Origin of the sequence: Streptomyces alanosinicus (genome assembly GCF_014650595.1) — a bacterium.
Classification (GTDB): Bacteria; Actinomycetota; Actinomycetes; order Streptomycetales; family Streptomycetaceae; genus Streptomyces; species Streptomyces alanosinicus.
Map to the genome: position 1 here is coordinate 107,872 of NZ_BMVG01000015.1, position 12,328 is coordinate 120,199.

Sequence of the window (12,328 nt, forward strand, 5' to 3'; positions counted from 1 at the left end):
GCCGTCCTGTAGGCATCATTGACGGATCGTCGGCAAGCCGGTACCACTGACCCAGCTCGGCGCCGCACGCCCCGCCACGCCCGCCCGTCTCAGGAGGCCGCCTTGCGAGGTTCCGCCACGCACTCCCCGTTCACACCCGGCCACAGACATCCACGGCGGGCCGCCGGCCCGTTGGCCTCCGCGGCTCTGCTGCTGCCGCTGCTCGGCGCGGCACCCGCCCAGAGCGTCCCGGACCCCGCCGCAGGCCGGCTGCAGCACGCCTTCGCCACCGCCGCGGCCGAGTACCACGTGCCGCAGAGCGTCCTGCTGGCCGTCTCGTACATCCAGTCCCGCTGGGACTGGCACGCGGGTGCGCCGAGCGTGAGCGGCGGCTACGGCCCGATGCATCTCACGGACGCCAGGGCCGCGATCGCCGCCACGGAGCATCTCGCCGAGAGCGCGGAGGACGCCCGCGGTGACGGCAGCCGCGCCGCCCTGCGTCCGGCTGCCGAGGTCAAGGTCCCGGCCGAGGCCGCGCTGCCCGCCCGGCTGAAGACGCTGGCGAAGGCCGCGCGGCTGACCGGCCTGCCGGCCGACCGGCTGCGCGGCGATCCGGCGGCGAACGTGGCCGGTGGCGCCGCCCTGCTCGCCGCCGCGCAGAAGGAGCTGGGCGAACCGCTGAGCGCCGACCCGGCCGACTGGTACGCGGCGGTGGCCCGCTTCTCCGGCGCCGACGACAAGGCGACCGCGGCGGCGTACGCGGGCGACGTGTACGACGTCCTGCGCACCGGTGAGACCCGCACCACGGACGACGGCCAACTGGTCGCGCTCGCCGCCCTGCCACGGCTGGTCCCTCTCATCGCCCAGCTGACGCGGGCGGGCCTGCGCACACTGCCGACAGACGGGATCGAATGCCCCAGCTCGGTGTCGTGCGAGGCGGTGTGGGCGCCGTACGCCCAGTTCGGGAACAACGACTACGGCAACCACGACCTCGGCGACCGCCCCGTGTCGCAGCGCATCAGGTACATCGTCATCCATGACACGGAAGGCACCTGGGACGGGGTGCTGAACCTGGTCCAGGACCCCACCTATGTGTCGTGGAACTACACCGTGCGCTCCACCGACGGTCTGATCGCCCAGCACGTCAAGGCGAAGGATGTGGCCTGGCACGCCGGGAACTGGGACATCAACGCCCGGTCCGTCGGCATCGAGCACGAGGGCTTCCTCGCCAACCCGGACGCCTGGTACACGGAGGCGATGTACCGGTCCTCGGCCCGGCTGGTGAAGTACCTGAGCCGGAGGTACGACATCCCGCTGGACCGGCAGCACATCATCGGCCACGACAATGTGCCCGGTCCGACCACGTCCACGATCCCCGGTATGCACACGGACCCGGGCCCGTACTGGGACTGGCGGCACTACTTCCAGCTGCTGGGCCACCCGTTCAAGCGCACGGCGCCCAGGCAGTCCGGGCTGCTCACGATCCTGCCGGACTTCGCCTCGAACCAGCCGGTGTACACGGGCTGCGCCACCAAGGGCGCGCCGTGCCCGGCGCACGGCTCCGACGAGGTGCGGCTGTACTCGGACCACGACGTGAACGCGCCGCTGGTCAAGGACATCGGCATGAACGCGGACCCGACCATCGATGTGAACGACCTGTCCTCCCGGGTCTCCACCGGTCAGCAGTACGCGGTCGCGGACCGCTGGGGCGACTGGACCGCGATCTGGTACCTGGGCCAGAAGGCCTGGTTCCAGAACCCGCGCGAGGCGCCGAGGGCCGTCCCGGCGCAGGGTGCGGTGATCACACCGAAGGAGGGCCTGACGAGCGTCCCGGTGTACGGCAGGGCCTACCCGGAGAAGGAGGCCTACCCGGCGGACATCCCGGTGCAGTCGGTCGTGCCGCTGCCGTACACGATCCCGGCCGGGCAGAAGTACGTGGTCGGTGACGCGATGCCCGGCGCGTACGACTACTCGGTCACCTTCACCACCGACTCGCACCGGGTGGTGACCGGTAAGGACCTGTACTACGAGATCCAGTACGGCCACCGGATCGCCTTCGTCCGCGCCGCGGACGTGCGCGTCGAGAGCGCGGCGCACTAGGCCGGCAGGGCCTGGCCGCGGGCCGGCCTCAGCCCTGCTGGAAGAGTTCCGCCGGGAGCGGCTTCAGCAGGGCGTACAGGTCGTCGGTGATGGGGCGGTCCCAGGCGGCGATGGTGACGAGGACGCCGTCGCTGCGGTCGAACTGGACGCAGGAGATCCGGGACTCGGACAGCTTCAGCCGCCGCACGATGAGGAGGTTGTCGCCCTGGAGGACCGGGGTGTCCTCGACGCCGACGACGGTGACCTCCTCGTCGTTCTCCAGCGCCAGCAGCAGCTGGCCCACCTCGAAGGGGATCTCGTCCTCGGCGACCTCACGGGCCGGGGAACCCGCCGGCAGATTGCCGATGATCATGGCGGGGCCGCGACCGCCGAAGAGGTCATAGCGCAGGAAGACACCCTGGCAGGTGCCGTCGGGGGCGGGCAGCAGGCCCGCGCCGAGATTGCCCGGCCAGTCGCCCGGGTCCATGGCCAGCACGTCGAAATCGGGCCCGGCAGGGGTGGCGCTGCGGCGGCGGAGGAACGACATGCGGCCATGGTACGTGTCCGGGCTCGGGTGGGTGGCGTGCGGGCGGCTCCGCCGGTTCTCCCAGGGGTCCGCGTCGGTGGTGACGTGGGGTTCGGACGGCGTTGGTGTGGGGCCGGACGGCGGTGGTGTGATGGGCCGTCGGGCGGCTGCGGGGACGTCGTGGCTGGTCGCGCAGTTCCCCCGCGCCCCTCGGCGCGCCACTTCAGGGCGCGTCCTCAGAACGCCGCCTCAGGGCGGTGGGGTGCCCGCGTCCCTGGCCGGCTCACTCCTGTGGCGGCTCGGGCGGGACTACGGCGATCGGGGCGGCCGCGTGCAGCAGGACGGCCTGGGTGACCGAGCCCATCATGCGGGCGGGCGCGAGCAGGCGCCGCCGGTGCCGGCCCACGACGATCAGTTCGGCGTCCTTGGAGGCGGCCACGAGATTGCCGGCCGCGTCCCCGGGCAGCGCCTCGGCGTCGGCGCGGACCTCGGGGTGCTGCTTGCGGTGCGGAGCGAGGAAGCCGTCGGCGAGGGCGCGGGTCTCGTTCGCGACGGCGTCCTGGTCGACCTGGGGCGGCAGGATCTGGCCCGGCGCGGACCAGGTCTGCACCGGCCACGGATAGGCGGCGATCACCTGGACCCGGGCCTGGCGCAGAGCCGCCTCGGTGAAGGCGAGGGCGAGAGCGCCGTCGTCGGGGCTGTCGACATGCAGACCGACCACCACCCGGGCCCCGGGTTCGGCCGGCCCGTCCCCGTGCACCTGCCGGTCGCGCCGGGGTACGACGACCACCGGGCACTGGGCGTCCCGGGCCGCGGCGAGGCCGTTGGAGCCGAGCAGCAGGCTGGCGAAGCCGCCGCGGCCGCGGGAGCCGAGGACCAACAGCGCGGCGTCCGTGCCGAGTTCCGGCAGGACGGCACCCGGGACGCCCTCCAGGGCGACGTACTCCACGACGGGTTCGCCACCGCGGTCCGCGAACCGGGCGTGCACATCGTCCAGGACCGGATCGCCCTCCGCGTCCGGCGGCCCGGCGACCAGCACGTCGGCCTGGCCCCAGGCGGCGTACTGCCGTACGTGCACCACGCGCAGCGGTGCGGCGCGGCGGCGGGCTGCGTCGAAGGCCCACTCCAGTGCGCGCAGGCTGTCGTCCGAGCCGTCGACCGCGGCGATGACGGGTGCAGTGCTCATCGTTCCTCACCTTTCGGAACCTCTCGGAACCCGACCTTCCCCTTGCTGGGGCACAGCCTGACGCAGGCCGTGGTCCCCTCGGGGCCGTGCCGGTCGCGTGTCCGGAAATCGGCGCCGAACACCCCCGGTTCAGGTGAGGTCGAACTCCCCTTCCCGGGCTCCGGAGACGAAGGCTCCCCATTCCGCCGGCGTGAAGATCAGGGATGGGCTCTCCGGACGGCCGCTGTTGCGCATCGCGATGAAGCCCTCGACAAAAGCGATCTGGACATCGCCCAGCCCTCGGCTGCTGGACTGCCACTCGGCCCTGCTGAGGTCCAGCTCCGGCTTGTCCCAGCCCGTGAACGGCTGCTGCTGGATCGTGCTCTCGGCCACGTCCGTGCTCCTCCCGGTTCGTCGTCCGCGGGCCAGCCTAGCGAGCGCTCACGATGCCCAACAGGCCACGTGGGAAGGACTTTCAGGACTGTGGGGGCGCCGCTCCCACGAGCCACATGGAGAAGAACTGGGAGCCGCCGCCGTAGGCGTGCCCGAGCACCTTGCGGGCCCGCTCCAGCTGGTGTTCCCCGGCCTGGCCGCGCACCTGCAGGGCGGCCTCGGCGAAACGGATCATGCCGGAGGCGCCGATGGGGTTGGCGGACAGCACCCCGCCGGACATGTTGACCGGCAGATCGCCGTCGAGTTCGGTGACGCCGGACTCGGTGAGCTTCCAGCCTTCGCCCGCCTCGGCGAAGCCGAGGTTCTCCAGCCACATGGGCTCGTACCACGAGAACGGCACATACATCTCGACGGCGTCGATGTCCCGGCGCGGGTCGGCGACGCCGGCCTGCCGGTAGACGTCGGCGGCGCAGTCCTTGCCGGCCTGCGGGGAGACGAAGTCCTTGCCCGCGAACAGGGTCGGTTCGCTGCGCATGGCCCCGCCGAGCATCCAGGCGGGCGGCCGGGGCGCGCGGGCGGCGCCGGCGCGGTCGGTGAGGACCATGGCGCAGGCGCCGTCGGAGGACGGGCAGGTCTCGGAGTAGCGGATGGGGTCCCACAACATGGGTGAGGCCTGGACCTTCTCCAGGGTGATGTCGTGTTCGTGAAGGTGCGCGCAGGGGTTCTTCAGCGCGTTGCGCCGGTCCTTGTAGGCGACGAGGGAGCCGACTGTGTCGGGGGCGCCGCTGCGCCGCATGTAGGCGCGCACATGGGGGGCGAAGAAGCCGCCCGCCCCGGCGAGCAGGGGCTGCTGGAAGGGGACGGGCAGGGACAGGCCCCACATGGCGTTCGACTCGGACTGCTTCTCGAAGGCGAGGGTGAGGACGGTGCCATGGACGCGGGCGGCGACCAGGTTCGCGGCGACGAGCGCGGTGGAGCCGCCGACCGAGCCGGCGGTGTGCACCCGCAGCATGGGCTTGCCGACGGCGCCGAGCGCGTCGGCGAGGTACAGCTCGGGCATCATCACGCCCTCGAAGAAGTCGGGCGCCTTGCCGATGACGACGGCGTCGACGTCGGCCCAGGACAACTCGGCGTCCTCAAGGGCTCGTCGAGCGGCCTCGCGGACGAGTCCGGCGATGGACACATCGCGGCGGGCGGCCACGTGCTTGGTCTGGCCGATGCCTACGACGGCCACGGGCTCCTTGCTCATCGCGGATCCCCTTCGAGTACGGCGACCAGGTTCTGCTGCAGGCAGGGTCCGGAGGTGGCGTGGGCGAGGGCGCGGTCGGACGCGCCGCGGTGGATGCGGGCGGCGGCCTCGCCGATGCGGAGGAGTCCTGCGGCCATGACGGGGTTCGCGGCCAGCGCACCGCCGGAGGGGTTGACGCGGACGTCGTCGCCGAGGCGGAGCGCCCTGCGCAGGATCACCTCCTGAGCGGTGAACGGCGCGTGCAACTCGGCGGTGTCGACGGGCCGTTCGAAGGCGCCCGCCTTCTCGGCGGCCAGCCGGGCGGAGGGCGAGTCGGTGAGGTCGCGGACGCCGAGGGCGTGTGCCTCGATGCGGTGGTCGATGCCCCGGATCCAGGCGGGCCGCTCGCACAGTTCCCGGGCCCGGTCCCCGGCCGCGAGGATCACCGCGGCGGCGCCGTCGCCGACGGGCGGGCAGTCGCCGGTGCGCAACGGCCGTACGACGTAGCCGCCCTGCGGTACGGCCCCCTTGAGCTGGGCGTGCGGGTTGGCGGTGGCGTCGGCCCGGCTGCGGGCGCCGACGGCTGCCAGCGCGGGCTCGTCGGTGTGGCCGGCGTCGATGAGGGCCTGCGCCTGGAGGGCGGCGAGAGCTATGGAGTCCGGCCACAGGGGGGCCACGTAGTACGGGTCGAGCTGGCGGGTCAGCACGTCCCGCACCGAGCCGGGCGAGCTCTTGCCGTAGGAGTACACGAGCGCGGTGTCGGCGTCGCCGGTGAGCAGCTTGGTCCAGGCCTCGTACAGGGCCCAGGCGCCGTCCATCTCGACGTGTGACTCGGAGATGGGCGGCCAGGCGCCGACGCCGTCGAGGGCGAGGGTGAAGGAGAAGGCGCGGCCGGCGAGATAGTCGCTGGAGCCGGAGCAGGTGAAGCCGATGTCGGCGGCCCTGAGGCCGGTCCGCGCCAGCACCTCGTGCAGCACCGGCATGAGCATCTCGACCTCGGAGGACTCCTCGGTGGAGCGCCGGTGGTCGGTCTGGGCGAAGGCGACGACGGCGATCTCCCGTGTCACAGCAGCTCCTTGTAGGCGTCGTAGTCGGCGTCGGGCTCGCCGGTGGGCCGGTAGTGGTCGGGGTAGCGCGCTCCCTGCGTCCAGACCGGTTCGACTCTCAGGCCCATGCGCACCTCCTCGTAGGGGATGCCTCCGATCCGGGCGTGCAGGGCCAGGCCGGCGCCGTCGAGGGCGATGTGCGCGTAGACGTAGGGCACCTCGATGTCGAGGTTCTTCGCCTTGATGTTGACGATGCAGAAGGTGGTCACGGTGCCCCGGGGACCCACCTCGACCTGTTCCGATGTGGCCACACCACATGTGGGGCACGCACCCCTCGGCGGGACGTAGACCTTGCGGCAGGAGGGGCAGCGTTCGCCGACGGTCCGCTGTGTGGCGAGGGCGTCGATGTAGGCGGACTGGGCGCGGCCGGGCGAGTAGGTGTAGTCGAGCCGGGCGGGGGCGACGATCCCGGTGAGCGGGTTCTGGAACTCGCCGGTGTGACGGCCCGGTTGTCGGCCCGCCGGTGGTCCGGGCTCCGCGTCGTACGGCTCGAAGCAGGCGATGTCGGTGATGGCGCCGGTGCGCTCTACGGCCCAGCGGATGCGTACCCGCATGCCGGTGCGGACAGCGTCGGGGCCAGGGGCGTCCAGGGCGTGCAGCAGGGCGGTGTCGGCGCCGTCGAGCCGGACCAGGACCCAGGCGAAGGGGGTGTCGAGGGGCTGGCCGCGGCGCGGCTCGTGGTTCCACGCCCAGGTGGTGACCGTGCCCGTGTGGGCGACCTCCACCAGGTCGCTGATCTCCTCGGCGGTGACGGGGTCGTACTCGACGGGCGGGACGAGGGTGCGTCCGTCGCCGGTCCGCACGCCGAGGACGACGCCTTCGCGCAGACCGGTGAGGAAGGCGCTCTGGACGGGGCCGAGGGAGCGGGTGAAGGGGAATTCGACGACGAGGGGGGCTTGGAGGACTTCGGGCATCCGTGAGGCTCCTTCGGCGGGTTCAGGCGCGCTTGTAGACGGGGGGCCGCTTCTCCGCGAAGGCGCGGGCGCCTTCCTTGGCGTCGGCGGTGTCGAAGACCGGCCAGCCGCGCCCCAGTTCGGCCGCGAGGCCCTCGGTCTCCGTCATCTCGGTGGTCTCGTACACCGACGCCTTGACGGCCTCGACGGCGAGCGGGCCGCAGGCGTTGATCTGCTCGGCGATCTCAAGTGCGGCCTCTACCGCGGTGCCGTCGGGGACGACATGGCCGATCAGGCCGATGTCCGCGGCCTGACGGGCGCTGTACGGCCGTCCGGTGAGCAGCATCTCCAGGGCGTGGGTGCGCGGGATCTGGCGCTGCAGCCGGACGGTGGAGCCGCCGATCGGGAACAGACCGCGCCTGACCTCGAACAGGCCGAAGGTCGCGGACTCGCCCGCGACCCGGATGTCGGTGCCCTGGAGGATCTCGGTGCCGCCCGCGACGCAGTACCCCTCGACGGCGGCGATGACCGGTTTGCGCGGGCGATGGTGGCGCAGCATCGCCTTCCAGTGCAGGTCCGGGTCGGCCTTGAGCCGGGCGCGGTGGTGTTCGCCCTGCATACCGTCGCCGGCGAGTGCCTTGAGGTCCATTCCGGCGCAGAAGGAGCCGCCGGCCCCGGTGAGCACGATCGAGCGGATCCCGTCGTCGGCGTCGGCCTCCAGCCAGCCGTCGTACAGGCCGACGAGCATCGCGAGCGACAGCGCGTTCCTGGCGTCGGGCCTGTTGAGTGTGAGCACCAGTGTGGCGCCCTCGCGCCGCACGGTGAGGTGTTCCGTCCCGCCCATGGGCCTTCTCCCCTCGGTGAGAACGAGAACAGGTTGCAGTAGCCGGGGAGGCACTTCAAGGGTTTTCTGACAGGTAGTCAGATTTATTGGCGCGGGGGCTTCACAGTTGCGCCGCCCTTTGCTCTGATGACCGGCGAAGCGATGGGTCTCACCTTTCTTCGTCGGGGCTGCCGGGGTCAGGAGGAGCGGTGGAGTACAACCTTGCCGACCTGTTCGAGTCGGTCGTCGACGTGGTCCCGGGCCGCGAGGCGCTCGTGTACGTCGATCATCCCGGCACCGGCGCGGAGCGGCGGCTGACGTACGCGGAGCTGGACGCGGCCGCCAACCGGATCGCCCACCACCTCCTCGACAGCGGGATCCGCCCCGGGGAGCACCTGGGCCTGCATCTGTACAACGGCGTCGAGTACCTGCAGACGGTGCTGGCCTGCCTGAAGGCGCGGGTCGTCCCGGTCAACGTCAACTACCGCTACGTGGAAGAGGAGTTGGTGTATCTCTACCGGGACGCCGATCTGGTCGCGCTGGTCTTCGACACCGAGTTCGCCCCGCGGGTGGCGGGCGCGCTGCCGCGGGCACCGAAGCTGCGGCATCTGCTGCGGGTGGACCCGGGGGCGGCCGCGGCGCCCGGGACGGGAGCAGCCCCTGGGGCGGGAGCGGCCCCTGGGGCGGGAGCGGCCCCCGAGGCGGGAGCGGCCCCCGAGGCGGTGGTGGCGCCCGGCGCGATGGCAGTGCCCGGGGCCGTGACGGTGCCCGGGGCGGTGCCCGGGGCGATGGCGTTCGCCGACGCGGAGGCGGCCGGCTCGCCCGGAAGGGGCTTCCCGGCCCGCTCCGGGGACGACCAGTTCATCATCTACACCGGCGGCACGACCGGCATGCCCAAGGGTGTGATGTGGCGCCAGGAAGACCTCTTCTTCGCGGGGCTGGGCGGCGGAGCACCCACCGGAGAGCCGGTGACGTCACCGCAGGAGCTGGCCGAGCGGGTCGCCGCCGGCGGCGACGGCATCACCTTCTTCCCCACTCCCCCGCTGATGCACGGCACATCCACGCTGACCGCGTTCATCGGCTTCAACTTCGGCCAGCGCGTCGTCGTGCACCGCAAGTTCGTGCCGGAGGAGGTCCTGCGGACCGTCGAGAAGGAGAAGGTCACCAGCATCTCACTGGTCGGCGACGCGATGCTCCGGCCGCTGATCGACGCGCTGAGCGGGCCACTCAAGGGCACGGACTGCTCGGCCCTGTTCAGCGTGTCCTCCTCGGGCGCGATCATGTCGGAGACGGTACGCCGGCAGTTCCGGGAGCTGGTCCCGAACGCGATGCTGCTGAACAACTTCGGCTCCTCCGAGTCCGGCTTCAACGGGACGGCGACGGAGGACTCGGGCCCCGAGCGCGGCTTCCGCCTCAGGGTCAACTCCCGTACCCGCGTGGTGGATCCGGCGACATACGGGCCGATCGCCCCGGGTGAGATCGGCCGGGTCGCGCAGTGCGGCCATGTCCCGCTCGGCTACTACAACGACCCGCGGAAGACCGCCGAGACGTTCTTCGAGAAGGACGGTCAGCGCTGGGTCCTGCTCGGCGACATGGCGACGGTCGACGAGGACGGCGTGGTCACCGTGCTCGGCCGGGGCTCGCAGTGCATCAACACAGGGGGCGAGAAGGTCTACCCGGAAGAGGTCGAGCAGGCACTCAAGGCGCATCCCGATGTGTACGACGCGCTGGTCGCCGGGGTGCCGGACCTCAACTGGGGCAACCATGTGGCGGCCGTGGTGCAGCTGCGCGCGGGAGCGGCGCAGCCCTCGCTCACCGACATCCAGACCCACTGCCGCACCCGGCTGGCCGGATACAAGATCCCCCGTCAGCTGGTGATCACGGACGCCATCCAGCGGTCCCCGAGCGGCAAGGCCGACTACCGGTGGGCGCGGGAGGTGGCGGTGGCCGCCGACCAGCGATAGCACCCCGGGGTGTCCCACCGCCCGCACCGCCCCACAGGACTACTCTGTGCGCACGATCGACGTCATCCGACCACGCTCGGTGACCGTCGGTCGGTCGAGTGACGCCGATCCCGGCCTTCCGTACCAGCGCCGGCACCGGCACCGGCCCCGCACGGAAGGATCAACGAGTGTCCCACCGCACGCCTGACCACCTACCGGAAGACCCGCACGAGCCGGGAAACGGCCCGGGGGAAACCGGGGGCCGTGCCGGGTGGAGGCCGGGTGGGAATGCCGCGGGACCGGGACCGGAGGAAGCGGGAAGCGGAAGCCCTGCGGGGCAGGCGGACGCCGGGGGGCTCGCGGGGCCGATGGCAGCCGGGGGGGCCGGACGAGCCGGGTCGTTCGTCCGGCGGGGGCGCGTCGCGATGGGCCGGGGCGGCGGGCCCGGCGGGCGGGGCCCGGTTGGGTGGGGCGGCGGGCGGGGTGGCGGGCGGCGCCCGGTCGGGCGGGGCCTGGCCGTGGGGGTGAGCGTTCTGGCCGCGGGACTCCTGCTGGCCGCGTTGCTGCTGCCGAACCAGCCCGATCTCCTCACGCCGACCGCGTTCCTGCGGCTGCCCGGCGAGGGCATCCTGCTCGCCGCCGTACTGCTCGTGCTGCCGCCCCGGGCACGCAGGACCGGGGCGGTGGCCGTCGGCGTGCTGATCGGGCTGGTCGCCCTCCTCAAATGCGTCGACATGGGCTTCTACTCGGTGCTGTTCCGCCCCTTCGATCTGGTGCTGGACTGGGGTCTGCTGGGCAACGCGGCGGACTATCTCCGGGAGACCTCCGGCCGCGCCGGCGAGCTGGCCGCGCTCACCGGCGCCCTGCTCCTCGCGGTCGCCGCCCTCGCCCTGACCACGGGTGCGACGGTACGGCTGACCACCCTGATGGCGCGCCACCGCGCCCGAGCCGTCCGTGTCGTCCTGGTGCTGGGCACCGCCTGGATCACCTGCGTCGTCCTGGGCCTGCGCAGCGGCGGCGTGCCGGTCGCCTCGACGCTCGACGCGGATCTCCTCGGCGACCGCGCCAAGCAGGTCCGCGTCTCCCTGGCGGACGCGCGGCTCTTCCGGCGCGAGGCCGCCGTCGACGCCTTCGCCGACACACCGCCCGGCAAGCTGCTCACCGGGCTGCGCGGCAAGGACGTGCTGTTCACGTTCATCGAGAGCTACGGCCGCTCGGCGGTCGAGGACCCGGGGATGGCCCCGCGGATCAGCGCGGTCCTGCGGCGGGGCACCGCGGCCCTGCGGGCCGCCGGGTTCCGGGCGCGCAGCGGCTGGCTGCGCTCGCCGGTCACCGGTGGCGGCAGCTGGCTGGCCCACTCGACGTTCCTGTCCGGTCTGTGGGTCAACAACCAGCAGCGGTTCCGCACCCTCACCTCCAGCGACCGCACGACCCTCACCGGCGCCTTCCGCAGGACCGGCGCCTGGCGCACGGTCGGGGTGGTGCCCGGGGTGCTGGTGGCCTGGCCGGAGGGCCGGTTCTTCGGCCTGGACCACGTCTACGACGGCCATCACCTCGACTACCACGGCCCGGACTTCGGCTGGTCGCAGGTGCCGGACCAGTTCACCCTGGAGACGTTCCGGCGGCGGGAGTTCGGCAAGCGGGGCCGGGGCCCGCTGATGGCGGAGATCATCCTCACCTCCAGCCACTATCCGTGGGCGCCCGTGCCCCGCCCGGTCGACTGGGCGGCGCTGGGCGACGGCTCGGTCTTCCAGCAGATCAGGCGGGACGGCAAGACCGAGCAGGAGGTCTGGCGGAGCCCGCAGAGCGTGCGCGCCGAGTACCGCGCCTCCGTCGAGTACTCGCTGAACAGCCTCGTCGGGTTCCTGCGGCGGTACGGCAACGAGAACACCGTCCTGGTCTTCCTCGGTGACCATCAGCCCGTGCCGACGGTCACCGCGAACAGTCCCCGCAAGGACGTGCCGGTCACCCTCGTCGCCCGCGACCCCAAGGTGCTGGACCGGATCTCCGGCTGGGGCTGGACGGAGGGCCTGAAGCCCGCCGAGAACGCCCCGATCTGGGCGATGAACAGCTTCCGCAACCGCTTCCTGAAGGCGTTCGGACCACAGCCGGGCTGACCCTCGGCATCGCGTCCGCCGCTGCGGAAAATCGTCGCAGCCCTCTTGCCTCGGGCCGCATGGCCTGAATTACTGA

The 12,328-nt window shown here is 72.4% G+C and carries 10 protein-coding genes; 3 read left to right on the forward strand and 7 right to left on the reverse strand.

Features of this window, described 5'->3' with window-relative positions; all coding sequences use genetic code 11:
• Nucleotides 1-102 precede the first annotated feature (102 nt).
• Complete coding sequence (locus tag IE277_RS27090; RefSeq protein WP_189956322.1) at nucleotides 103-2,079, forward strand: N-acetylmuramoyl-L-alanine amidase; 1,977 nt, start codon at nucleotides 103-105, stop codon at nucleotides 2,077-2,079.
• A 28-nt stretch (nucleotides 2,080-2,107) separates the two neighbouring features.
• Here IE277_RS27090 and IE277_RS27095 read toward each other — a convergent pair whose 3' ends face one another.
• The 7 genes from IE277_RS27095 to IE277_RS27125 all read right to left on the reverse strand — a co-directional run bounded on the left by IE277_RS27095 (nucleotide 2,108) and on the right by IE277_RS27125 (nucleotide 8,213).
• Nucleotides 2,108-2,605, reverse strand: a complete 498-nt coding sequence (locus tag IE277_RS27095) for a glycosyltransferase family protein (protein WP_189956323.1) — start codon at nucleotides 2,603-2,605, stop codon at nucleotides 2,108-2,110.
• 262 nt (nucleotides 2,606-2,867) lie between these two features.
• Nucleotides 2,868-3,770 (reverse strand): universal stress protein, encoded by a 903-nt coding sequence (locus IE277_RS27100; protein WP_189956324.1) that lies wholly within the window; start codon nucleotides 3,768-3,770, stop codon nucleotides 2,868-2,870.
• A 129-nt stretch (nucleotides 3,771-3,899) separates the two neighbouring features.
• Nucleotides 3,900-4,142, reverse strand: a complete 243-nt coding sequence (locus IE277_RS27105) for a DUF397 domain-containing protein (protein WP_189956325.1) — start codon at nucleotides 4,140-4,142, stop codon at nucleotides 3,900-3,902.
• Nucleotides 4,143-4,224: 82 nt separating this feature from the next.
• Complete coding sequence (locus IE277_RS27110; RefSeq protein ID WP_189956326.1) at nucleotides 4,225-5,391, reverse strand: thiolase family protein; 1,167 nt, start codon at nucleotides 5,389-5,391, stop codon at nucleotides 4,225-4,227.
• Entirely contained in the window at nucleotides 5,388-6,437 is a 1,050-nt protein-coding gene (locus tag IE277_RS27115; RefSeq protein WP_189956327.1) for a thiolase family protein, read from the reverse strand. Before IE277_RS27115 ends, IE277_RS27110 begins: the two co-directional genes overlap by 4 nt.
• Nucleotides 6,434-7,390 carry a Zn-ribbon domain-containing OB-fold protein gene (locus IE277_RS27120; RefSeq protein WP_189956328.1) on the reverse strand — a complete coding sequence of 319 codons (957 nt, stop codon included), beginning with the start codon at nucleotides 7,388-7,390 and terminating at the stop codon, nucleotides 6,434-6,436. Before IE277_RS27120 ends, IE277_RS27115 begins: the two co-directional genes overlap by 4 nt.
• Nucleotides 7,391-7,412: 22 nt before the next feature.
• Entirely contained in the window at nucleotides 7,413-8,213 is an 801-nt protein-coding gene (locus IE277_RS27125; protein ID WP_189956329.1) for a crotonase/enoyl-CoA hydratase family protein, read from the reverse strand.
• 188 nt (nucleotides 8,214-8,401) lie between these two features.
• Here IE277_RS27125 and IE277_RS27130 point away from each other — a divergent pair, with 188 nt between their 5' ends.
• Complete coding sequence (locus IE277_RS27130; RefSeq protein WP_189956330.1) at nucleotides 8,402-10,156, forward strand: acyl-CoA synthetase; 1,755 nt, start codon at nucleotides 8,402-8,404, stop codon at nucleotides 10,154-10,156.
• 497 nt (nucleotides 10,157-10,653) lie between these two features.
• Nucleotides 10,654-12,252, forward strand: coding sequence for an alkaline phosphatase family protein (locus IE277_RS27135; RefSeq protein ID WP_189956331.1), 1,599 nt, complete (start codon nucleotides 10,654-10,656; stop codon nucleotides 12,250-12,252).
• Nucleotides 12,253-12,328: the final 76 nt, after the last annotated feature.

Excerpts from the sequence above, each read along its gene's own strand:
- IE277_RS27095 (WP_189956323.1), bottom strand. The coding sequence starts at position 2,605 with ATGTCGTTCCTCCGCCGCCGCAGCGCCACCCCTGCCGGGCCCGATTTC.
- IE277_RS27100 (WP_189956324.1), bottom strand. The coding sequence starts at position 3,770 with ATGAGCACTGCACCCGTCATCGCCGCGGTCGACGGCTCGGACGACAGC.
- IE277_RS27110 (WP_189956326.1), bottom strand. The coding sequence starts at position 5,391 with ATGAGCAAGGAGCCCGTGGCCGTCGTAGGCATCGGCCAGACCAAGCAC.
- IE277_RS27120 (WP_189956328.1), bottom strand. The coding sequence starts at position 7,390 with ATGCCCGAAGTCCTCCAAGCCCCCCTCGTCGTCGAATTCCCCTTCACC.
- IE277_RS27125 (WP_189956329.1), bottom strand. The coding sequence starts at position 8,213 with ATGGGCGGGACGGAACACCTCACCGTGCGGCGCGAGGGCGCCACACTG.